General features: G+C 73.3%; 24 protein-coding genes. 7 read left to right on the forward strand and 17 right to left on the reverse strand.

What is annotated here, in order from left to right:
- Window positions 1-13: 13 nt before the first annotated feature.
- Entirely contained in the window at window positions 14-556 is a 543-nt protein-coding gene (locus B9W62_RS06480; protein ID WP_087806054.1) for a type 1 glutamine amidotransferase domain-containing protein, read from the forward strand.
- Window positions 557-665: 109 nt separating this feature from the next.
- On the opposite strand, the gene B9W62_RS06485 is transcribed toward B9W62_RS06480, so the two are convergent.
- Window positions 666-944, reverse strand: coding sequence for a DUF6158 family protein (locus tag B9W62_RS06485; protein ID WP_087806056.1), 279 nt, complete (start codon window positions 942-944; stop codon window positions 666-668).
- Between the two features lie 62 nt (window positions 945-1,006).
- Here B9W62_RS06485 and B9W62_RS06490 point away from each other — a divergent pair, with 62 nt between their 5' ends.
- Window positions 1,007-2,128, forward strand: a complete 1,122-nt coding sequence (locus B9W62_RS06490) for a baeRF2 domain-containing protein (protein ID WP_087806057.1) — start codon at window positions 1,007-1,009, stop codon at window positions 2,126-2,128.
- Window positions 2,129-2,161: 33 nt separating this feature from the next.
- Here the strand turns inward: B9W62_RS06490 and B9W62_RS06495 are convergent, their stop codons facing one another.
- Window positions 2,162-3,781 (reverse strand): ABC-F family ATP-binding cassette domain-containing protein, encoded by a 1,620-nt coding sequence (locus B9W62_RS06495; RefSeq protein ID WP_087806059.1) that lies wholly within the window; start codon window positions 3,779-3,781, stop codon window positions 2,162-2,164.
- 134 nt (window positions 3,782-3,915) lie between these two features.
- On the opposite strand from B9W62_RS06495, the gene B9W62_RS06500 reads away from it, so the two are divergent.
- From B9W62_RS06500 to B9W62_RS06510, 3 genes are all read left to right on the forward strand, one after another.
- A complete protein-coding gene (locus B9W62_RS06500) occupies window positions 3,916-5,421 on the forward strand; it encodes a bifunctional phosphatase PAP2/diacylglycerol kinase family protein (protein WP_087806061.1) in 1,506 nt (501 codons plus the stop codon).
- 142 nt (window positions 5,422-5,563) lie between these two features.
- The gene (locus B9W62_RS06505) at window positions 5,564-6,403 is read left to right on the forward strand and encodes a class I SAM-dependent methyltransferase (RefSeq protein ID WP_087806063.1); all 840 of its coding nucleotides are present in this window, start codon (window positions 5,564-5,566) and stop codon (window positions 6,401-6,403) included.
- A gap of 36 nt (window positions 6,404-6,439) precedes the next feature.
- On the forward strand, window positions 6,440-6,610 hold the full coding sequence (locus B9W62_RS06510; protein WP_087806065.1) for a hydrophobic protein: 171 nt from the start codon (window positions 6,440-6,442) through the stop codon (window positions 6,608-6,610).
- 53 nt (window positions 6,611-6,663) lie between these two features.
- On the opposite strand, the gene B9W62_RS06515 is transcribed toward B9W62_RS06510, so the two are convergent.
- The 13 genes from B9W62_RS06515 to B9W62_RS06575 all read right to left on the reverse strand — a co-directional run bounded on the left by B9W62_RS06515 (window position 6,664) and on the right by B9W62_RS06575 (window position 16,783).
- On the reverse strand, window positions 6,664-6,978 hold the full coding sequence (locus B9W62_RS06515; RefSeq protein ID WP_087806067.1) for a gas vesicle protein K: 315 nt from the start codon (window positions 6,976-6,978) through the stop codon (window positions 6,664-6,666).
- Window position 6,979: 1 nt separating this feature from the next.
- Window positions 6,980-7,162: a gas vesicle protein gene (locus tag B9W62_RS06520; protein WP_003972471.1), complete on the reverse strand. Its 183-nt coding sequence runs from the start codon at window positions 7,160-7,162 to the stop codon at window positions 6,980-6,982.
- The gene (locus B9W62_RS06525; RefSeq protein WP_087806069.1) at window positions 7,159-7,953 is read right to left on the reverse strand and encodes a GvpL/GvpF family gas vesicle protein; all 795 of its coding nucleotides are present in this window, start codon (window positions 7,951-7,953) and stop codon (window positions 7,159-7,161) included. The genes B9W62_RS06520 and B9W62_RS06525 overlap by 4 nt, the downstream gene beginning before the upstream one ends.
- Window positions 7,950-8,276: a gas vesicle protein gene (locus tag B9W62_RS06530; protein ID WP_073730590.1), complete on the reverse strand. Its 327-nt coding sequence runs from the start codon at window positions 8,274-8,276 to the stop codon at window positions 7,950-7,952. Before B9W62_RS06530 ends, B9W62_RS06525 begins: the two co-directional genes overlap by 4 nt.
- A complete protein-coding gene (locus B9W62_RS06535) occupies window positions 8,273-9,385 on the reverse strand; it encodes an SRPBCC family protein (RefSeq protein ID WP_087806071.1) in 1,113 nt (370 codons plus the stop codon). The genes B9W62_RS06530 and B9W62_RS06535 overlap by 4 nt, the downstream gene beginning before the upstream one ends.
- Entirely contained in the window at window positions 9,382-10,104 is a 723-nt protein-coding gene (locus B9W62_RS06540; RefSeq protein WP_087806073.1) for a DNA primase, read from the reverse strand. Before B9W62_RS06540 ends, B9W62_RS06535 begins: the two co-directional genes overlap by 4 nt.
- Window positions 10,101-10,364, reverse strand: coding sequence for a gas vesicle protein GvpG (locus B9W62_RS06545; protein WP_087811776.1), 264 nt, complete (start codon window positions 10,362-10,364; stop codon window positions 10,101-10,103). The genes B9W62_RS06540 and B9W62_RS06545 overlap by 4 nt, the downstream gene beginning before the upstream one ends.
- A gap of 4 nt (window positions 10,365-10,368) precedes the next feature.
- Window positions 10,369-11,142, reverse strand: coding sequence for a GvpL/GvpF family gas vesicle protein (locus tag B9W62_RS06550; protein ID WP_087806075.1), 774 nt, complete (start codon window positions 11,140-11,142; stop codon window positions 10,369-10,371).
- A complete protein-coding gene (locus B9W62_RS06555) occupies window positions 11,139-11,576 on the reverse strand; it encodes a gas vesicle structural protein GvpA (protein WP_030178468.1) in 438 nt (145 codons plus the stop codon). The genes B9W62_RS06550 and B9W62_RS06555 overlap by 4 nt, the downstream gene beginning before the upstream one ends.
- A gap of 71 nt (window positions 11,577-11,647) precedes the next feature.
- Complete coding sequence (locus B9W62_RS06560; RefSeq protein ID WP_087811777.1) at window positions 11,648-12,013, reverse strand: gas vesicle protein GvpO; 366 nt, start codon at window positions 12,011-12,013, stop codon at window positions 11,648-11,650.
- Window positions 12,014-12,078: 65 nt separating this feature from the next.
- Window positions 12,079-12,984, reverse strand: coding sequence for a non-homologous end-joining DNA ligase (ligD, locus tag B9W62_RS06565; RefSeq protein ID WP_373433733.1), 906 nt, complete (start codon window positions 12,982-12,984; stop codon window positions 12,079-12,081).
- Between the two features lie 26 nt (window positions 12,985-13,010).
- Window positions 13,011-14,858 carry a transketolase gene (locus tag B9W62_RS06570; protein WP_087806080.1) on the reverse strand — a complete coding sequence of 616 codons (1,848 nt, stop codon included), beginning with the start codon at window positions 14,856-14,858 and terminating at the stop codon, window positions 13,011-13,013.
- A complete protein-coding gene (locus tag B9W62_RS06575; RefSeq protein ID WP_087806082.1) occupies window positions 14,855-16,783 on the reverse strand; it encodes an NAD(P)/FAD-dependent oxidoreductase in 1,929 nt (642 codons plus the stop codon). Before B9W62_RS06575 ends, B9W62_RS06570 begins: the two co-directional genes overlap by 4 nt.
- 180 nt (window positions 16,784-16,963) lie before the next feature.
- On the opposite strand from B9W62_RS06575, the gene B9W62_RS06580 reads away from it, so the two are divergent.
- Complete coding sequence (locus B9W62_RS06580; RefSeq protein WP_087806084.1) at window positions 16,964-17,926, forward strand: LLM class F420-dependent oxidoreductase; 963 nt, start codon at window positions 16,964-16,966, stop codon at window positions 17,924-17,926.
- Between the two features lie 81 nt (window positions 17,927-18,007).
- On the opposite strand, the gene B9W62_RS06585 is transcribed toward B9W62_RS06580, so the two are convergent.
- Complete coding sequence (locus B9W62_RS06585) at window positions 18,008-18,541, reverse strand: phage holin family protein (RefSeq protein ID WP_087806086.1); 534 nt, start codon at window positions 18,539-18,541, stop codon at window positions 18,008-18,010.
- Window positions 18,542-18,637: 96 nt separating this feature from the next.
- Here B9W62_RS06585 and B9W62_RS06590 point away from each other — a divergent pair, with 96 nt between their 5' ends.
- Window positions 18,638-18,985: a VOC family protein gene (locus B9W62_RS06590; protein ID WP_087806088.1), complete on the forward strand. Its 348-nt coding sequence runs from the start codon at window positions 18,638-18,640 to the stop codon at window positions 18,983-18,985.
- Between the two features lie 36 nt (window positions 18,986-19,021).
- On the opposite strand, the gene B9W62_RS06595 is transcribed toward B9W62_RS06590, so the two are convergent.
- On the reverse strand, window positions 19,022-21,016 hold the full coding sequence (locus tag B9W62_RS06595) for a DUF5107 domain-containing protein (RefSeq protein WP_087806090.1): 1,995 nt from the start codon (window positions 21,014-21,016) through the stop codon (window positions 19,022-19,024).
- Window positions 21,017-21,064 lie beyond the last annotated feature (48 nt).

Raw genomic sequence — 21,064 nt, forward strand, 5'->3', positions numbered from 1 at the left:
GATCAGAAACTTCATGCGCATCGCATTTCTGACCGCGCCCGAGGGCGTGGAGCAGGTGGAACTGACCGAGCCGTGGCGGGCGGCGAAGGACGCCGGGCACGAGCCCGTGCTCGTCTCCACGCAGTCCGGCGAGGTCCAGGGCTTCGACCACCTCGACAAGGCGGACAGGTTCCCGGTCGACGAGGTGGTGGGCGACGCGTCCGCCGACTCCTTCGGCGGGCTGGTCCTGCCCGGCGGGGTGGCCAACCCGGACTTCCTGCGGACGGACGAGAAGGCCGTGGCCTTCGTCAAGGACTTCTTCACGCAGGGCCGCCCGGTGGCCGCCATCTGCCACGCGCCGTGGACGCTCGTGGAGGCGGACGTGGTGCGCGGCCGCACCATGACCTCGTGGCCCAGTCTGCAAACGGACCTGCGCAACGCGGGCGCCACCTGGGTCGACGAACAGGTCAAGGTCTGCGACGCGGGGAACAACACCCTGATCACCAGCCGCAAGCCGGACGACCTGAAGGCGTTCTGCGAGACCTACCTGGCGGAGTTCGCCAAGGCGGGCGGATAGGAACGGCCCGGAACACGTGAGGCGGGCCACCGGTGGCGGACCACCGGTGGCCCGTCACCGTGCTCGGCCGCCGTCGTTGCCGTCGTTGCCGTCGCCGTCGTCGTCGCCGTCAGCCACCGGGGGCGGCGGCCTGGCCGCAGCCGCGTTCCCTGGCGCCCTCCCGGGTGCGGCCCGCGGCCACCGGGCGCCGGGGGTTGCGGCGCAGCCACTCGCCCTCCAGCCCGGCCATGCGGTCGTTGTGGGCCCGCAGCGCGTCGTTCGACCCGTACAGCAGGGTGTCGTGGCGGGTGCGGTGGATGGTCTCCAGTTCCTTCATCAGCTGCTGGTCGTCCAGGCGGCCCGGGTCCACTCCGGTCATGGTGTCGTCCCGCGTGTCGTGTTCGTTCATGCGTCCCGGGTACCCGCCCCGGAGCACTACCACCCCCGAGCGGCCCCCGGGAGGGCAGCCACATGGATCTCGCGTTTCTGCACCCCCTCTACGAGCACCAGGGACCCTGGGCCTCCGTCTACGTCGACCTCTCCCGCCACACGGAGGACACTGCCCACGAGCGCGGGCTGACGGCCGCCGCGGTGGCCCGGCAGCTGGCGGAGCAGGGCGCGGACGACGCCACCTGCCAGGCGGTGCGGGAGGCGGTGGACGAGCTGCGGCACGCCACCGATCCGCACGGGCGGGCCCTGTTCGCGTGTGCCGGACAGGTGGTCCTCGATCCGCCGCTGGCCCGGCCCCCGTACGGCGGGACCACCGCCGACTGGGCCCCGCTGCCGCACGTCACGCCGCTGCTCGACCTGGCCGGCGAGGACCCGGTGTGCGTGGTGGCGTACATCGACCGCAAGGGCGCCGACTTCGAGCTGCGCAGCGCGCTGGGCAGCTCGGACGCGGGCGGCGTGACCGGCAGGCAGTGGCCGGTGCACCGCACGAGCAGCGCGGACTGGTCGGAGCGCCACTTCCAGCTCCGGGTGGAGAACACCTGGGAGCACAACGCGGCGGAGATCGCGGACGCGCTCGCCGTGTGCCAGGAGGAGACGGGCGCCGACCTGCTGATCCTGGTGGGTGACGACCGGGAGCGGCGCTCGGTGCACGAGCGGCTGCCGAGCCGCCTTCAGGAGCGCGTCGCCGAGGCCTCGCGCGGCGCCGGCAGCAGGCTGCTGGACGACGAGGTGGAAGGACTGCGCGAGGATCACGTCCGTGCGCGCGCCCGGGAGGACCTGGACCGGTTCCTGGCCGCCCGGTCGCCGGACGAGGAGGGCCGGGCCGGCGCGGCGGAGGGCGTGCCCGCGCTGGTGGAGGCCGCCCGGGAGCACCGCATCGACGAGCTGCTGGTCATCCCGGACGCCCCCGACACGCACCGCGAGGTGTGGATCGGCGAGGACGCCGACCAGGTGGCGGTGCGCCGTACGGAGCTGAAGACGCTCGGCGAGCAGAACTCCTGGTCGGCCCGCGCGGACGACGCCCTGCTGCGCTCGGCGGTGATGACCGGCGCCCCCGCGATCTCGGTGACGCCGGTGCTGCCGCCGGAGACCGCCCGGAAGGCGCCGGTGGGCGGTCTGGGGGCGCTGCTGCGCTGGAAGTGACCGAGACGGGCCCCGGCTCCGGTCGTACCGGCGCTAGCGGGCCCGCTCCACCCGGCGTTCGTCCCAGACCGGCTGGGCCGTCTCGCGCACCCGCCCGTCGCTGCCGAAGACCAGGTACCGGTCGAAGGAGCGGGCGAACCAGCGGTCGTGGGTGACCGCGAGGACCGTGCCCTCGAAGCCCTCCAGGCCCTCCTGGAGGGCTTCCGCCGATTCCAGGTCCAGGTTGTCGGTGGGCTCGTCGAGGAGCAGGGCGGTGACGCCCTGGAGTTCGAGCAGCAGGATCTGGAAGCGGGCCTGCTGGCCGCCGGAGAGCCGGTCGAAGGCCCGCTCGGCCTGCTGGGTCAGCTCGTAGCGGCGCAGCCGGGACATGGCGGCGCCCCGGTCCTGGGCGTGCTCGGTCCACAGGATGTCCAGGAGGGTGCGGCCCAGCAGCTCGGGGTGGGCGTGGGTCTGCGCGAAGTGGCCGGGTACCACGCGCGCCCCGAGCTTCCAGTCCCCGGTGTGCGCCACGTCGTCGCCGGCCAGCAGCCGCAGGAAGTGCGACTTGCCGGAGCCGTTGGAGCCGAGGACGGCGACCCGTTCGCCGTAGAAGACCTCCAGGTCGAAGGGTTTCATCAGGCCGGTGAGTTCCAGTCGCTCGCAGGTGACGGCGCGGATGCCGGTGCGGCCGCCCTTCAGGCGCATCCTGATGTCCTGCTCGCGCGGCGGCTCGGGCGGCGGTCCGGCCTCCTCGAACTTGCGCAGCCGGGTCTGGGCGGCGCGGTAGCGGGACGCGAGGTCCGCGCTGTTCTCGGCGGCCTGACGCAGTGTCAGCACCAGCTTCTTCAGCTGGGCGTGCTTCTCGTCCCAGCGGCGGCGCAGTTCCTCGAAGCGGGCGAAGCGCTCCCGGCGGGCCTCGTGGAAGGTGGCGAAGCCGCCGCCGTGCACCCAGGCGTCGGCGCCGGCGGGGCCGGGCTCCACGGAGACGATCTTCTGCGCGGCGCGGGCCAGCAGTTCGCGGTCGTGGGAGACGAAGAGCACGGTCTTGCGGGTCTCGGCGAGCCGCTCCTCCAGCCAGCGCTTGCCGGGCACGTCGAGGTAGTTGTCCGGCTCGTCGAGCAGGAGCACCTCGTCGGTGCCGCGCAGCAGGGCCTCCAGGACCAGGCGTTTCTGCTCACCGCCGGAGAGCGTGCTCACCTGCCGCCACTGGGCCTTCTCGTACGGCACCCCTAGCGCGGCGGTGGTGCAGATGTCCCACAGCGTCTCCGCCTCGTACCCGCGCGCCTCGGCCCAGTCGGCGAGGGCCTGCGCGTACGCCAGCTGGGCGGCCTCGTCGTCCACCGTCATGATCGCGTGCTCGGCGGCGTCGACGGCGCGCGCGGCCTCGCGGATCCGGGGCTGCGCCACGGACACCAGCAGGTCGCGCACGGTCGTCTCGTCCCGCACGGAGCCGACGAACTGGCGCATGACACCGAGGCCGCCGGTAACGGTGACGGAGCCCCCGTGCGACTTCAGCTCGCCGGCCAGCAGGCGCAGCAGGGTGGTCTTGCCCGCGCCGTTGGGTCCGACGAGGGCCACGACGGCCCCCTCCCCCACGCGGAAGGAGACGTCGCCGAGGAGTGCCCTCCCGTCGGGGAGGTAGTACTCCAGGTGCGCGGCTTCGAGGTGACCCATGGCACCGGATTCTGCGGCTCCGGCCACGCTCCGGGCAAACCCTTTTCGTCCGCCGCACCCGCGCCGTCGGCACGTGAGGCGGGACACGGGCGGGGCACCGGCAGGAAACGCCGTCCGCAGGGTAGGCGGGACCCATGAGCCCCGACGTAGACCTCACCGCCACCACGCCCGGCCCGCACCCCCTCCGCAACGGCTTCCTGCGGCTGGACCAGCGGGTGTTCGAGGCCGTCGCCGCCCGCACCTGGCCCGGCGCCGACCCGCTGCTGCCCCGGTTGAGCCGCAGCGCCAACCACGGGGTGCTGTGGTTCGCCGCGGCCGCCGCCCTGGCCGCGTCGCGCACGCCGAGGGCGCGCCGTGCGGCGGCCCGGGGGATCGCCTCGCTGGGTCTGGCCTCGCTGACGATCAACACCCTCGGCAAGCGCTCGGTGCGCCGGCCCCGCCCGGTACTGGACCCGGTGCCGCTGGTCCGGCAGCTGAAGCGGCAGCCGATCACGACGTCCTTCCCCTCGGGGCACGCGGCCTCGGCCGCCGCGTTCGCGACTGGGGTGGCGCTGGAGTCCCCGGCGTGGGGTGCGGCGGTCGCCCCGGTGGCCGCCGCGGTCGCCCTGTCCCGGGTCTACACGGGCGTCCACTTCCCGAGCGACGTCCTGGCCGGTGCCGCGCTCGGGGCGGGGGCCGCGTTCGCCGTACGGGGCATGGTGCCGACTCGGGCCCAGCACACCCCGCCGGCCCGGCCGCGTGCCGAGGTGCCGGCTCTGCCGGGGGGCGAGGGACTGGTCATGGTGGCCAACATCGGCTCGGGCACCTCGGACCGGGTGCGGGCCCTGTGCGACGCGCTGCCCGACGCCGAGGTCGTGGAGTGCGAGCCCGGCGACGTCCGGGCGGAGCTGGAGAAGGCGGCCGGCCGCGCCCGGGTGCTCGGCGTGTGCGGCGGCGACGGCACCGTGAACGCCGCCGCCGAGATCGCGCTCCGCCACGGCCTGCCGCTGGCGGTCCTGCCCGGCGGCACGCTCAACCACTTCGCCTACGACCTGGGCGTGGAGGACGTACGGGACCTGTGCGGGGCGCTGGAGCGGGGCGAGGGGGTGCGGGTGGACGTGGGCCGGTTCGCCTCCGGCGGGCGGCGCGGCGTCTTCCTGAACACCTTCAGCCTCGGCGTGTACCCGGAGCTGGTCAACGAGCGGGAGCGCTGGTCGTCCCGGATCGGGGGCTGGCCGGCCGGGGTGCTGGCGGCCGTGCGGGTGCTGCGCGCCGACCGGCATCCGCTGGAGGCCGAGGTGCGCGGCCGCAGGCGTCCGCTGTGGATGCTGTTCGCGGGCAACGGCACGTACCACCGCCGGGGACTCGCCTCGGGGCGCCGGCTGGACCTGGCGGACGGGCAGTTGGACGTACGGGTGGTGCACGGGGGGCGCCGGCCGGCCCTGCGGCTGCTGTCCGCGGCGCTCGCGGGACCGCTGACCCGCTCGCCCGCGCACGCGGCGGTGCAGGTGCCCCGGCTGCGCCTGTCGGGTGTCGCGCCCGGCACGCTGATGGCGTTCGACGGTGAGCTGACCGAGACGGAGGGCGACCTGACGCTGGAGAAGCTGCCCGAGGCGCTCACGGTGTACCGGCCGATGCCCGGTGGCGGACTGCTCTCCTGAACCCGCTCCCGCCGGACCCCCGATCCCCTCCGTCCCGGCCGACCCCTGCCTGACGGCTCGTCAGTCCACATGGCAATACGTGTATCTCACCATGCGGCTGGCGGGCGTACCGTGAGCGCACTGTCGGGAGAGGGGATCCACCATGCCGAAGCCGCACGAGACCGCCGTCTACACGCACGGGCACCACGAGTCGGTGCTGCGCTCACACACCTGGCGCACCGCCGAGAACTCCGCCGCCTACCTGCTCGGATCCCTGCGGCCCCACATGCGGATCCTGGACGTCGGCTGCGGGCCGGGCACCATCACCGCCGACCTGGCGGAGCTGGTTCCGCAGGGCCACGTCACCGGCGTGGACCGGTCGCCGGAGATCGTGGAGCAGGCCCGGGCCACGGCCGCCGGGCGCGGGCTCGGCAACACCGACTTCGCGGTCGCGGACGTGCACGCGCTGGACTACCCGGACGACACCTTCTGCGTGGTCCACGCCCACCAGGTGCTCCAGCACGTGGGCGACCCGGTGGGGGCGCTGCGCGAGATGAGGCGGGTCGCGCGGCCGAACGGCATCATCGCCGTCCGCGACTCCGACTACGGCGCCATGACCTGGTACCCCGCGTCCCCGGGCATGGACGACTGGCTGGACCTGTACCACCGGGTGGCCCGCGCCAACGGGGGCGAACCCGACGCCGGGCGCCGGCTGAAGGCCTGGGCGCTCCGGGCGGGGTTCACGGACATCACGGCGACCTCCGCCACCTGGACCTTCGCCACGCCCGAGGAGCGGGAGTGGTGGAGCGGCCTGTGGGCGGACCGCACCCTGGCGTCGGCGTACGCGGAGCGCGCCACCGAGGGCGGCCATGCGACGCCCGGGCAGCTGCGCGCCGTCTCGGCGGCGTGGCGGGAGTGGGGACGGCACCCGGAAAGCTGGTTCAGCGTCCTGCACGGAGAAATTCTGTGCCGAAAGGAAGCATCACCGACGCCTGTCCGGTGAAATTCGGGAAACCAGTACGACAGGAGGTTCAACATTATGGTTCCGCTTCTGCTCGTACTGCTTCTCGCGATCATCCTTTTCGGTGTCGGATTCGCGGTGAAGGTTCTCTGGTGGATCGCTCTGGCGGTTCTGGTCCTGTGGGTGATCGGTTTCCTGGCCCGCGGGACGACGGCCGGCGGCGGCAGGAGCCGCTGGTACCGGTGGTGAACGACCGGTGACGACGGACAACAGATGACGAGGCCGTGCTGCCCCGGGAGTACTCACTCCCGGGGCAGCAGCGGTCCCAGCGGCCCGAGGTCCAGGTTCAGGTCCTCGGGCCGCAGTCCGTAGCGGTCCCGCAGTTCGGTCATGCGGTCGTCGAGGAGCATCAGCGTGAGGCCGATCCGCTCCTCCTGGTCCTCGCTCAGGTCGCCCTCGTCGACACGGCGCAGCGCCTGGCGCTCCATGAGCTGGCGCAGCAGTTCGACGACGGTCAGCACCAGCTTGATCAGGTCGCGCTCGACGGTGTCGGGATCGAGGTCGAGGCGGCGCTTGGGGGGCTCGGCGGGCCCTGCGGGCTCGGGGTGTTCGCTCACGTCAGTCCCCGAACGGTGAGGGCACGTTGCGGTTGACCGAGCTGATCAGCGCGTTCAGGTCGATGCGGACCAGGTCGACGTCCGCGATGCGCAGCGTGACGTCGCCGGTGATGACGACTCCGCCGGCCAGCAGCCGGTCGAGCAGGTCCACCAGGGCGATCTCCCGGCGCTCCACGACGGTCACGAGCCCTCCCCCTCTGCTTCTCCGGCGAAGGAATAGGCCGCCCACGGGCCGGTGAGTTCCACGCGAATTCCGGGGGCGTCGTCCTTCGTACGGTCCACCATTTCGACGAATTCCTCGGATGTGTCCCTGGCCACCAGATAGGCGGCATTGAGAACGTTCCGTCCTGCGGCACCGGAAAGGCGGGGGTTCTGCGGGGCGTGCAGGCGTGCGTCGTCGGCCCGGTCGGACAGCCTCGTGTGCAGCCCGGTGGCGAACTCCTCGGCCCTGCTCCACAGGTCCTCGTTCGCCCGGGTCTGCCGGCGCCGCTGCCGCAGGTAGTCCCGGCCCGACACCGGCTTGGGCGCGGCCGGGGCCGAGGCGGCCGGCCACTCGGACTCCGCCTGCCGCGCCGGGTCCGCCTCGACGAACACCTTCACGCCCCACTCCACCCTGCCGTCCAGCCGGTCGAGCGTGCGCCGGAAGGCCGCCTCGCGCTCCTCCAGCATGACGCGTACGCCGCTGTCGTCGCGGAAGACGGTGGCGAGCCGCAGCGGCAGCGGGGTGGTGACGGCGGTGAGCGCGTCGACCACCTGCTGGTGGGCGCGGGCGGTGGCGGTCAGCCAGTCCAGGTCCTCCAGGTGGGCGCGCAGCGCCTCCTCGCCGAAGTCGGCCTCGGGCACATGGCTGACGACGGCGACCAGGTCGCCGTGCGACAGCAGCCGGGGCGGGTCGCCCGACACCCCGGCGAGCTGGGCCTGGAGGGCCGCGCCGAAGGGCCGGCAGACGGCGTAGACGTAGCGCAGTCCGGTCACGGCGCCTCCCTCGGTACGCGGCCCGGGTCCAGCTCGCGCAGGCGTTCGCGGAGCGCCGCGTTCTCCCGGGTGAGCTCGTCGTGCCGGGCGCGCGAGGACAGTGCGGGGTCGCTCTCCCACCAGTCGATGCCCATCTCCTTGGCCTTGTCGACGGAGGCGACGACGAGTCGCAGCTTGATGGTCAGCAACTCGATGTCGAGCAGGTTGATCTTGATGTCGCCCGCGATCACGACTCCCTTGTCGAGCACCCGCTCCAGGATGTCGGCGAGGTTGGCGCTCTGTCCCTGGCCGTAGGGATCGGGCAGCCGGCTGGGGGTGGTCATCGACGGCTCCCGCCCTCGGCGTCCTCGTACTCGTACTCGTCACGGGACGCGTACTCGTCCTCCCCGGCTTCCTTGTCCCCCTCGGCCTCCTCGTACCCGCCCTCGGGTTCCTCCTCGTAGGCGTCCTCCGGTTCCTCCTCGTAGGCGTCCTCGGACTCCTCCTCGTAGGCGTCCTCGGGCTGCTCCTCGTACTCGGCCTCGGACTCCTCGTCGTCCCGGCGCTGCTGCTCCTCCTCCGCGACCGCGTCCTCGTGGCTGCGGACCACCTCGCCGTCGCGGATCTCGCCGCGCCAGCCGTCGTCCGCCTCGCCCTTGAAGGTGATGTGGCGGACGTAGTTCTTGAGGTCGAGCCGGGCCCGGCGGCCCTGGGCGCGCCAGATGTTGCCGGTCTTCTCGAACAGGCCCTTCGGGTAGTACTCGATGACCAGGACCACGCGGGTCAGGCTGTCGGCCAGCTCGTGGAAGCTGACGACACCCTTGGTCGAGCCCTTGGCGCCCTCGGACGTCCAGGAGATCCGGTCGTCGGGCACCTGCTCGGTGGTCGTCGCCTTCCAGCTGCGGTTGGACCAGAAGACCTTCAGCTGCCAGTCCGAGGACGTGTCGTCGGCGCGGTTCGCGCTCTTGACGCCCTTGGCGAAGGTGCTGAAGTCCTGGTACTGGGTCCACTGGTCGTAGGCGGTGCGCAGCGGTACGCCGACGTCGACGTACTCGATGATGACGGTCGGCTTCTGCCCCCCGCCGCCCTTCTTGCGGCCCTTGCCGCCGGTGAGGTTCTTGAAGGCGCCGACCACGTTGTCCTTCACCTTGCCCGCGCCGACCTCGAAGGCGGCCCGCATCGGACTCTTGCCCTCGGCGAGCTTGCGTCCGCCGTCGAGGGCGAGCTTGGCGAATCCCGGGCTGTTGCCCTCGGCGATGTCGTTGAGCTTGCCGGTGGTCTGGCCGAGCTTGGTGCCGACGCCGGTCAGCAGCCGGGTGGCCTGGGCGGCGAGGTAGTCCTGCACCTCGGCCTTCAGCCGGTCGGCCGCCTCGCTCTGCGCCACGTCGGCCAGCGGGTTCTTCTTGGCGGCCTTGCCCGCCGAGGAGGCCGCGGACCCCAGGGTGTCGCTCATCGCTCACCACCGCCCTTCGACTGCCGGGCAGTGGCACCGCGAGCGGCGCTCCTGGCCCCTGCCGTCTTCTTTCCGGCCGCCTTCTTGGCGGGCTGGGCCCGCTTCGCCGCCGCCTTCTTCGCGGGAGCCTTGGCCGCTGCCTTCTTCGCGGGCGCCTTCCCGGCCGCCTTGCGCGCCTCGGGCGGGGCCTTCTTCGCGGGCCGCTCGCGCCGGGGCGCGCGCCGCTCGTCCGGCTCCTCGTCCTGTTCGGCCTGCTCGGGCTCGTCGGCGTCCTGGTACTCCTCGCGCTCCTCGGGCTCCTCACGCCTGCCGTCGTCCTCGTACTCCGAGTCCTCCGAGTCCTCGGAGTCACGGTCGCGGTCGCGGGAGTCGTCGGATCCGACGCCGGGTGCCCGGGACGCCACGCCGGAGAGCTGGTCGCGCACCTCGGCGGTGCGCCCGTGCAGCCGGTCGGCGAGCGCGTCGATCTGCCGCTCGACCATGGCCCCGGAGGCCGCCTTGCCCACACCCCTCAGGTCCGTGCGGAGCTGGTCGCCGATCTCCTTGAACTGCGGGTTGTTCTGCAGTTGTCCGGAGACCAGTTCGGCGATGCCCTTCGGGGTGAGGTTCATCTTCTTGCCGGCCACCATGGTGCCCACGGCGACCGCCAGTTTCAGCTTCTTCGTGCGTCCCAGCAGGTAGCCGGCCCCTATCGCGAGGCCCAGTCCCACTCGATTCATGGTGCCGTCCCGTTGCCCAATCCCGCGCTCGTGCGCGTAGCGATCTCCAGCCGGTCAAGAAGCTCGTCCTCCTGTCGGTCGAACTCCTCCTCCGTGATCTCACCGGCCTCCAACTGCTCTTCCAGACGGGCAAGTTCGGCCCTCACCGTGGCGGGGTCGTAGTAGATCCGCTCGGCCTCGTCCAGCACCTGCCTGATGGCCCAGGCGCTGCCGCGCACCGGTGCGAGCGGCAGCAGCAGGACCTCCGAGATCAGTCCCATGCCGTCACCCCGCTCCGGCGTCCGCACCGCCGGCCGCCGTGCCCGCGGGCTCGGCCGGGCCGGGCTCGACGAAGCTGTACGGCGGCAGCGGACCGTTCACGCGGACCTCCAGGTGCGGCATGGCACCGCGGGCCCGCTCGACGGCGGCCAGGAACTCGTCGGCCGCCTCCCGCTTCACCAGGAACGAGACGTTCGCCAGCCAGCCGGTGGACTCGGGGCCCACGCTGACGGCGTCGGCGGCGCTCTCCAGGGCGCGCTCGAGGGCGGTGGCGTCCTCGGCCTCCTTGCCCTTGACCGCGGCCGCGACCATCTCGCCGAGCCGGATCTTCGTCTCGTAGGTCCCGCCGCCCGCCTGCCGGTTGGACTCGGCGAGGGCGCGGATCTCGGGGTTCTCGGCCATCACGTGGTGCAGTACGGCCTCTTCGACGTGGTTGGCCTTGATGTTGTACTCGACCCGGCCGTCCAGCGCCCCCAGGCGTTCCGCGTAGTGCTCGGCGCGCTCGGCGAGGACCCCGGTGACCGCCTGGTCGTCGGGGGCGACGCTGCCGAAGCGCATGGGCAGCACACAGCCGTCCGCACCGATCTCGCTCAGCACGTTCTGGTGGGCGAGCAGTTCCCTGCGCTTGGGGCGCAGTCCCTCGGGCGCGTCACTGACGACGGCCGCCAGCTCGCCCTCCTTGAGGATCCGCACCTCGCGCGGCGGATCACCGACCCCGTCCGTGCCCTCGGGGAGCGAGGGATGCGTGGCGGCGGTGATGCCGTAGACGTAGGTACTCACTCCTGCTCCTCCTTACGGCGCGAGGGGGCGGCCTTGCGGGCGCGCGGACGCGACGAGGTCTCCCGCTCGGAGCCGCCCTCGTCGCGGGCCTGCTTGAACGCGTCGGAGATGGTCTCGGCGGCGCCGGACAGCGCCCCCTTGGACTTGCCGCGGGCGCCGGACTCGGTCATCTCGCCGACCAGGTCGGGCAGCCCCGGGTCCTTGCGCGGCCCGGCCTCCAGGTCGAGCCGGTTGCAGGCCTCGGCGAAGCGCAGATAGGTGTCCACGCTGGCGACGACGACACGGACGTCGATCTTCAGGATCTCGATGCCGACCAGGGAGACGCGCACGAAGGCGTCGATGACGAGCCCCCTGTCCAGAACAAGCTCGAGCACGTCGTAGAGGCCGCTGCTGCCGCCTCCGCCGCCGGTCTGTTGTGCCGGTACGACAGTCATGCCTGCTGTTCCTCCATCTTGTCGGTGGTGTGGGTGGTGTTCGCTGGTGAGGATGGGCGCCGTGCGCCGGCCTAGCGGCCGCCGCGGGAGTCGGCCCGGCCGCGCTCGTAGCGACGTACGCGCCGGTAGCCCGTGAGCTGCCCCTCGTCGTCCAGTTCCACCTGGTAGCTCGCCATCAGGCTCATGGTGTCGGGCACCCGCTCCAGTTCCAGGACCTCGACCTCCAGGGCCCAGCCCTCGTCCGTCCGCTCGAAGGACGACACGGACTCGGCGGTCATACCGGTGAGCTCCGCGAGCTGGGCGCGCGCCTCGCGCAGAACCTCCATCGGCTTGGGACGGCGCGACTCCTGTGACGATTGTGACTTCTGAGATGTATGGGTCTTTCGTGAACTCTGTTGTGAGTCTTGCGAGTCGGATGTGCTTTTCGTGTTCGACATGGCCACCTCCCCCTCCGTGTGGCCGCATGTGTGTTCGCCAAACCTCGCCGGGTTGCGCAGTCCGCTCAGCCGTGCAAGGCGTTCAGGCGCCGCCGGGCGGGACCCAGGGCCCGGGGATGGTCGGTGAGCCCGGCCCAGGGCCGGGTGCGGGCCTGCTCGACGGCGTCCGCGACGGTCCAGCGGCGGGCGTGCAGGGCGGGGTCGTCCACCTGGTCCCAGGAGATGGGCGTGGCCACGGGGGCGCCGGGGCGGGCCCGCACGGTGAAGGGGGCGACCGCGGTCTGGGCGTAGGCGTTGCGCTGGATGTCCAGGTAGAGCCGGTCGCCGCGGTCCTTCTTGCGGGCGGCGGTGGTCAGCCGGTCGGGGTGGGCCGCGGCCAGGACGTCGGCGACGGCCCGCGCGAACTCGCGCACGTCGTCGAAGTCCTGGCGGCCGTCCAGGGGGACGACGATGTGCAGTCCGCGTGATCCGGTGGTCATCGGTGCCGAGGGCAGCCTCAGCTCGTCGAGCAGCTCGTGCAGCAGCCGGGCGGCTGCCCGCACCGCCTCGAAGTCGTCTCCGGACGGGTCGAGGTCGAAGACCATGCGGTCCGGCCGGTCGACCCGGCCGGCTCGGGACAGCCAGCGGTGCAGGGTGAGCGCGGCCTGGTCGGCGAGGTAGACGAGGGTGGCGGAGTCGTCGCAGACGGTGTGGCAGACGGTGCCGCCCTCCTTGCCGACCTCGACGCGGTCGATCCACTCCGGGTAGTGCTCCGGAGTGTTCTTCTGCATGAAGCGCGGTCCGTCGATCCCGTCCGGGTGCCGTTCCAGCATCAGCGGACGGCCTCGCAGGTGCGGCAGCATGAACGGGGCGACGGCACGGTGGTAGTCGACGAGATCGCCCTTGGTGTACTCCTCGGCGCCGCCGTCACCGGCCGGGAACAGCACCTTGTCCGGCCGGTGCACCTCCACCGTGTGCCGTCCGGCCCGCACGGTGCGGGTGCCGTCGCCGCTCCCGCTCACGGCACGATCGCCTGCTCCACCAGCATCCGGGCGGTCGCCTCGATGGACTCGGCGTCGATCCCGGCCGCGTGCAGTTCCTCCGCCGGGGTCGCGGAGCCCGGCATCGTCGTGACCGCGAGCCGCACCAGCCGGGGCACGGGCCGTCCGTCCGTGAACGCGTCCAGCACGGCGTCGCCGATGCCGCCCTCCCGGCGGTGGTCCTCCACGGTCACCAGGCAGCCGGTCTCCTCGGCGGCCGCGCGCAGGGTGGCCCGGTCGACGGGCTTGACCGAGTACAGGTCGATCACCCGGACCGGGATGCCGTCGGCCTCCAGGGCGTCGGCAGCGGCGAGCGCCTCGTGCAGGGTGACGCCGGCCGCGACGACGGTGAGCCGGTCGGCGTCGGAGGAGCGCAGCACCTTGCTGCCGCCGACGGGGAACTCCTCGTCGGGGCCGTAGATCACCTTGCTCTCGCCGCGCGAGGTGCGCAGGTAGCGGATGCCCTCCAGGCCGGCCATCTCGGCGACCAGGCGCGCGGTCTGGTTGGCGTCGCACGGGTACAGCACGGTCGAGCCGTGGACGGCCCGCATCATCGCCAGGTCCTCCAGGCCCATCTGGCTGGGCCCGTCCTGGCCGATGGCGACGCCCGCGTGGGAGCCGACGAGGTTGATCCCGGAACCGCTGATCGAGGCCATCCGCACGAAGTCGTAGGCGCGGGTGAGGAAGGCCGCGAAGGTGGTGGCGAACGGCACCCGGCCGCGCGCCGCCATCCCGACCGCGGCGGCGACCATCTGCTGCTCGGCGATGTAGCACTCGAAGTAGCGCTCGGGGTGTTCCTTGGCGAAGAACTCGGCCCGGGTGGAGTCGCCGACCTCGCCGTCGAGGGCGACGACGTCTCCGCGTGCGGTGCCGACCGCGGCGAGTGCCTCCCCGAAGGCGTTGCGGGTGGCGATCTCGTCGCCCGTTTCGTAGCGGGGCAGCTCGGTCTGTCCGGTGCCCGCCGAGTGCAGCGCCCGGGCGTCCTCGGGCGCGTGCACCCGCACGGTGATGTCACGGGGGCCGCCGAGTTCGGCGATCGCCTCCTCGGCCTCGGGCAGCGGCTTGCCGTGCTGTCCCTCGCGGTCCTCCACGGCCCTCACGCCCTTGCCCTTGAGGGTGCGGGCGATGATCGCGGTGGGCTGGCCCTTGGTGGACAGGGCCTCGCCGTAGGCCCGGTCGACGGCGTCGACGTCGTGGCCGTCGACCTCGATCGTGTGCCACTCGAAGGCGCGGAACCGGCGTGCGTACGCGTCGAGGTCGTGGCCGTGCCGGGTCTGGCCGCGCTGGCCGAGCCGGTTGACGTCGACGATCACGGTGAGGTTGTCGAGGTGCTCGTACCCGGCGTGCTCGGCGGCCTCCCACACCGATCCCTCGGCCAGCTCGCTGTCGCCGCACAGCACCCACACGCGGTAGTCGGCGTGGTCGAGCCGCTTGCCGGCCAGCGCGATGCCGACGCCCACGGGCAGCCCCTGGCCGAGCGAGCCGGTGGCCGTCTCGACCCACGGCAGCCGCTGCGGCGTGGGGTGCCCCTCCAGACGGCTGCCCAGCTTGCGGAAGGTGAGCAGTTCCTCGTCGTCGATGGCACCGGCCGCCTTGAAGGCGGAGTAGAGCAGGGGCGAGGCGTGTCCCTTGGAGAGCACGAAGCGGTCGTTGCCGGGGTGGGCGGGGCGCTCGAAGTCGTAGCGGAGGTGGTTGGCCAGGAGTACGGCCATCAGGTCCGCGGCGGACATCGACGACGTCGGGTGCCCGGAGCCCGCGGCGGCGGACGCCCGTACGCTGTCGACGCGCAACTGCTGGCCGAGGTCGACGAGTTCACCGGTGTTCATGAGTCTCCTTCCGCGGCGCGGCCGTCGGTGCGCTTGACGGGGCCGGGGGCGATGTCGGGTCCGGGGGGCGGCTGGTGCGCCGGGGGTTCGGGACCGGGGTCGGCGGGCGGACCGGCGGACCGGCTCGGTCCGGACGGGGCGGTGGGCCGCTTCCCGGCGGAGCCCGCTCCGGCGGCGCGGGACGCCTTGCCGGGCTTGCCCGAGCCTCCTCGGGCGGGGCGCGGCCCGGCGGCCTCGGCGGCGCGGCGCGGCTTGCCGGACGCACGGGGCGAACCGGACTGGCCCCCCTTGGCCCGCCCACCGTGCGACCGGCCTCCGGCGGACTCGCCGCCCGGTTGGTTCTTGGCGGGCTCGCCGCCGGGTTGATTCTTGGCCGGCTCGCCGCTGGGTTGCGCCTTCGCGGGCTCGGCGCCCGGCTGGTTCTTCGCGGGCTCGCCGCCCGGCTGGTTCTTCGCGGGCTCGCCGCCAGGCTGATTCGTGGCGGACTCGGCGCCCGGCCGGCCCTTCTCGGGTTCGCCACCCGGCCGGTTTCTCGTGGACTCGCCACCCGGCCGGTGCTTCGTCTGCTCGCCGTCGGGGCGCTGGCCGGTGGGGCCCGCGTCCTTCCCGGTCCGGTCCGGACGCCCCGGTACCCGCGCGACCTCGGGCGACGACGACTCCAGCGGCACGGACCAGGACCGTACGAGACCCAGTTGCACGGCCTGCCGGGGCAGCACCGCGTCGAGGAGCCAGTCGGCGGCGACCCGCACGCGGTTGCCCGGCATCGCGGCGAGGTGGTAGCCGCGGGTGACCGCACCCGCCGCCGGACCGGACATCGGCAGGCCGAGCGGGTTGGCGGCGGCCTTGGCGCCGCCGAGGTCCACGACGAACCCCATGTCACGGTGGCGGTAGGCCCGCCGCTCCCCGATGCCGAGCGACGCGGCGACGTTCTGGGCGCAGACCTTGCCGTGCCGCCAGGCGTGCTGCGCGGTCATCGGCGTGTACTGGCCCGGCTGGTTCAGGTCGGGCACCGCGGCCACGTCACCGCACGCGAACAGCTCCGGCCGGCCCGGCACCTGGAGGTGGGGGTCGACGAGCAGCCGGCCGCGTTCCATGGGCAGCCCCAGGGCCTCCACCAGCGGGTCGGGCCGCACCCCCACGCACCACACCAGGGTGCGGGTGTCGACGGTGGACCCGTCGGTCAGCACGACCCCGTCGTGCGTGGCCTCCTTCACGGAGGTCCCCATCCGCACGTCGACGCCCCGCTGCCGCAGGACCCGCTCGGCGGTGCGGGAGAGCCGTTCGTCCATCTCGGGCAGGACCCGGGGGGCCACGTCGAGCAGCATCCAGCGGGGCCGCATGCCGGTGCGCATCGGGTGCTTGCGCACCTGCGCGTCGGTGTACATCGCGCCGTGCGCGGCGACCTCGGTGCCGGTGTAGCCCGCGCCGACCACGACGAAAGTGCACCGCGCGGCGCACTCCGCCCGGTCGTCGGCCGCCGCGGCCAGCTCCACCTGCCGGGTCACGTGGTCGCGCAGGTAGAGCGCCTCCGGCAGGCCGCGGAAGCCGTGGGCGTGCTCGGCGACACCGGGGATGGGCAGCAGCTTGTTGACGCTGCCCGCGGCGAGCACCAGCCGGTCGAAGGGCAGGGTGCCCTCCTCGCCCTCCGGGCCGGTGTAGCGCACGGTGTGCCCGTCGAGGTCGATGCCGTCGGCCTCTCCGAGCACCAGCCGTACGTGCGGCAGCGTGCCCGACAGGGAGACGCTGACCCGGCGCGGTTCCAGGATTCCGGCGGCGACCTGGGGCAGCAGGGGCAGGTAGAGGAAGTAGTCGGTCGGGTTGAGCAGGGTGATGTCGGCCTGGTGCCGGGTGAGCCGGGACAGGGTGCGGGCCGTCCGGTACCCGGCGAAGCCGGCACCGACGATCACGATGCGGGGTCGGCTCACGGTTTCGCCTCCGGGCTGTCGCGTACCTCGTGAGCCTTCCGCGTCCCCTTGGCGGGGGCGCCCAAACGTCCGCGCGGCGGTGGCGCACGGGCCAGGAAGCCGCCATACCGCCGGTTTCCGGCCCCCCGCCCGGGTACCCGGCCCCGGACCCACCCGCTCCCTGTCCGGAGGCAACCCCCCATGCCCGAGTACGGCTATTTCCTCTCGTGCGAGCAGTACGGTCCCGCCGAGCTGATCGAGCAGGCCCGGATGGCCGAGCAGGCCGGTTTCCAGGCACTGTGGATCTCCGACCACTACCACCCCTGGAACGGCGAACAGGGCCAGAGTCCGTTCGTGTGGTCGGTGATCGGCGCACTGTCCGACGCCGTGTCCCTGCCGATCGAGACGGCGGTGACCTGCCCGACGGTGCGCATCCACCCGGCGGTGGTGGCGCAGGCCGCGGCGACCAGCGCGGTGATGACGGACGGCCGCTTCCGGCTGGGCGTCGGCACCGGCGAGGCGCTGAACGAGCACATCTTCGGCGACGCCTGGCCGGCCGCGCACGTACGCCTGGAGATGCTGGAGGAGGCCATCCTGATCATCCGGCGGCTGCTCACCGGCGAGGAGGTCAACCACCACGGCACCCACTACACGGTGGAGAACGCCCGCCTGTACACGGTGCCCGACGAGCCGGTCCCCATCGACATCTCGGGCTTCGGCCCGGCGGCGACGAAGCTGGCGGCCCGGGTCGGCGACGGCTACATCACGATGATGCCGGACGCCTCGATGGTGGAGCAGTACCGCAAGGGCGGGGGCGGCGGGAAGCTGGTCAGCGGGGGCACCAAGGTCTGCTACGACACCGACAAGGACGCCGCGGTGCGCACCGTGCACCGGCTGTGGGCCAACGAACAGCTGCCCGGCGAGCTGGGCCAGGTGCTGCCCTCGCCGATCCACTTCGAGCAGGCGCAGACCCTGGTCACCGAGGACATGGTCCGCGACAACCGGGTGTGCGGCGCCGATGTCGACGAGCACGTCGCGGAGCTGAAGCAGTTCGCCGACGCCGGTTTCGACCGCGTCTACGTCAACCAGATCGGCCCGGACCTGCGCGGCTTCTTCGACCTCTACCGCACCAAGGTGCTGCCGCAGCTCCCGCGGAGCGCCTGACGCGCGTCCCGGCCGGAAGGACAGGGGTACGCTCCGCACGGATGCACAGTCCGTGCGGAGCGTACCCCTGTCCGCGGCCGGTCAGCCGCGCTCGCGTCGGGCTTCGGGGTCGATGTCGTCCTGGCGCGGGGCCGCCGGTCCGGTGCCGCCCGGTGCGGGCGTGCCCGCGCCCGGTGCGCCGGTCGCTCCGCCCGCACCGCCGGGCGCTACGGGCGGCATCGGCGGGTACGGCACACCGCCGAGGCCGCTCGGGGGCCCGCCGGGCGCCCCGCCGCCGACGACGTGCTCGTGCCCGGTGCCGTGGGCGGAGCCCGGCCCGGAGGCGTGCGGGCGGGCCGCGCCGCGCAGCAGGTGGGCCGCGACGCCCAGGAGGGCGGCCGTGATCAGCGCGGCGGCCCAGCCGGGCAGCACGAGGGCGAGTGCCAGTCCCACGGCCAGCGCGACGGCGGCGCCCGCGTACAGGGCGGCGGTGCCGGACGCGGCGTACAACGCGGCCTTGCGGCGCTGCCTGCGGGTCTGTTCGCGCAGTTCGTCGCGCACGGTCTCGCGTGCCACCTGCGCCAGTTCGTCGACCAGTTGCCTGTCCAGGTGTTCCAAGTGATCCATGCGTTCCATGCGTTGCGGGTACCCGCGGGCCCGGCTTCCATGGCCGGGCTGCCGGACGGCCGGACCGGGAGTGGGCGGTCGGCCGTTCCAACTAGGCTCGTCCGTATGGACATTCTGGGAGCCACACTGCGCATCTACGTCGACGACCTGGACAAGGCGATCCCCTTCTACGAGGGTCTGGCCGGCGGCGAGGCCCTTCGTTTCGAACGCGGCGGCGTCCAGGTCGCCGCCATCGGCTGCTTCCTGCTGATGAGCGGGCCCGAGTCCCAGCTCGAGGTGTTGCGCAAGGTGGCCGCGACGGTCGCCGTGTCGGACGTCGTGGAGACCCATCGCGTCCTCAGCTCCCTGGGCGCCGACATCATCGCCGGCCCGGTCGCGACGCCGGGGGGCCGCAATCTGATCGCCCGCCATCCGGACGGGGTGATCTACGAGTACGTGGACCGGCAGCAGTAGCGCCCCCTCCCCCGACGCCCCGAGGCCCGGCGGGGCTCACTCCCCGCCCGGCCGCATCCGGAAGTCGTAGCGGGCCGGCAGCGGTGCGTCGTCCAGCCTCGCCCACAGCAGGCCGATGCTGTCGGCGCCCTCCCTCAGGTCGGCGACCTCGAAGTTCTCGTCGAACACGGCCCGCGCCTCCTCGGGCCGGCCCTCCGCGGCCAGCAACTCGCCCTCGGTCAGCCGGAACCGGCCGCGGGCCCGGGTTTCGGGGTCCAGCCGCCCCCACACGGTCCGGGCGTCCGCGGTGCGTCCCACCGCGAGCAGCGCCCCGATCGCCTCCCGGCCGAGCGCCGCGGTGACGGTCGTCCACTCCCGGTCCCCTTCCGCCGCCTCGGTCCGGCGTGCGCACAGGTCGTCGAAGGCCTGCGCGTACCGGTCGGCGGCGCGCTCGCGGTGGCCGTCCTCCTGGTCGGCGACGGCGAGGCAGCGCAGCAGGGGCCAGCGGTCGACGGCGGACGTGAGCCCGCGTTCCCAGCTGCGCACCGCCTGCGCCCGGTCGTCGCCGTGCCACTGGGCGACTCCGAGGTGGTACTCGGCGAGGGGGGTGGCGGCCGTGGTCTCCAGCATGTCCCGCCAGGGGCGGGCGACCAGCGTGCCGCCGGGCGGCGCGTGGGGTTCGGGTTCGGGCAGGGATCCGGCGCGCAGCAGGTGCAGCCAGGGCCGCTGTTCCTCGCCGAGGGTGTCCTCGTCGAAGGGGGTGCCGGGCAGCTTCCAGCCGGCCCGCAGCACTTCCAGCGCGCCCCAGCCCGACCCGGTGGCCAGGCGCTCGCCGGGCTCGGTGTCGGCGTACGGCCGCCAGGCGTCGTAGGCGGCGTCGACGTCGGCCCGCGGCAGGGCGGCCTCCAGCCGGTCCTCGGCCCGGCGCAGCACGGTGGGCCAGTCGCCGTCCGGCGCGGCCTCCAGCGGTCCGTACGCCTCCAGCCAGGACACCTCGCTCTCCGCCTCCAGCTTGACGTGTTCGAGCTGGGTGCGGACGAGCCCCGCCTGGATCTCGCAGTAGCCGCCGGTGCCGGGTTCGGTGAGCCACTCCTGCCAGCGGCGGCCGCCGGGCCCGGTGCCCCACACGAACAGCTTGCGGCCGCGCAGCGCGTCGGTCGAGGTCTGCACCAGCCCGTGGCCGTGCTCGTCGAGTGCGGCGATCCAGCGGCGCCGGCCGTCCGGCACCTCGTAGAAGTAGTCGGCGGCGTACGTGCTGTTCGGCGGGTACGTGCGGTCGACGCCGTCGTACTCCGGCACGGGCACCCGGCGCAGCCTGCGCTCGTAACCGATGGGGGTACCTCCCACGCCTTTAGGGCAGTGGGGGAGCCAGGCCTCGTCGGCGGGGGCGAGGACGCGGCGGTCCTCGGGGACGGCGATGTTGGACCACCAGTAGGTGGGCGCCGGGCGCTCGTGCGGGTTGCGGATGCGGGCGCCGACGTAGAGGAAGTCCGAGCCGTCCGGCAGCCACAGGTCGACCTGGAAGGGCAGGTCGCGCAGCCGCTCCCACTCCCACAGGCGCAGCATCTCCCCGCCGTCGGGCGCGGGGACGCGGGCGGCGTGCACGGGTGAGCAGGACAGGGTGGTGTGGCCGGTGGCGCCGATGTTCCATTCGATGCCGCCGGAGAACCAGGCGCCGTTGAGGGCGAAGTTGGCGGGCTGGAGGACCGGGTTGACGTAGAGGAGTTCGCGGTCGGTGGGCTTGTGGTGGAGGGAGGCGATGCGGCCGCCGAGGGCCGGCAGGACGGTGGCCTTCAGGCGGTCGTTCTCGATGACGAGGGCGTCCAGCTCGCCCGGTGCGCGTTCCCGGTCGTAGCCGTCCCGGACCTGGACGGGCAGCAGGCTGCGCAGTGGCTCGTAGTCGACCTGACGGGCCATGTCGCGCGGCAGGTCCGCCCGGTCCCGGTCGTCGATGCGGTGGGCCTCGTCCAGGGGGCGCAGCGGCGGCAGGGGGTTGTCCGGCCCCAGCGGCGCGGCGGGCAGGGTCAGTACCTCGCGTCGGATCGTCGTCACGGTTCCCTATGGAAGCGGCTCCCCGGCGCGGTGAACAGGGGCTCCGTC

Origin of the sequence: Streptomyces sp. CS113, from assembly GCF_002188365.1 — a bacterium.
Taxonomy (GTDB): Bacteria; Actinomycetota; Actinomycetes; order Streptomycetales; family Streptomycetaceae; genus Streptomyces; species Streptomyces tendae.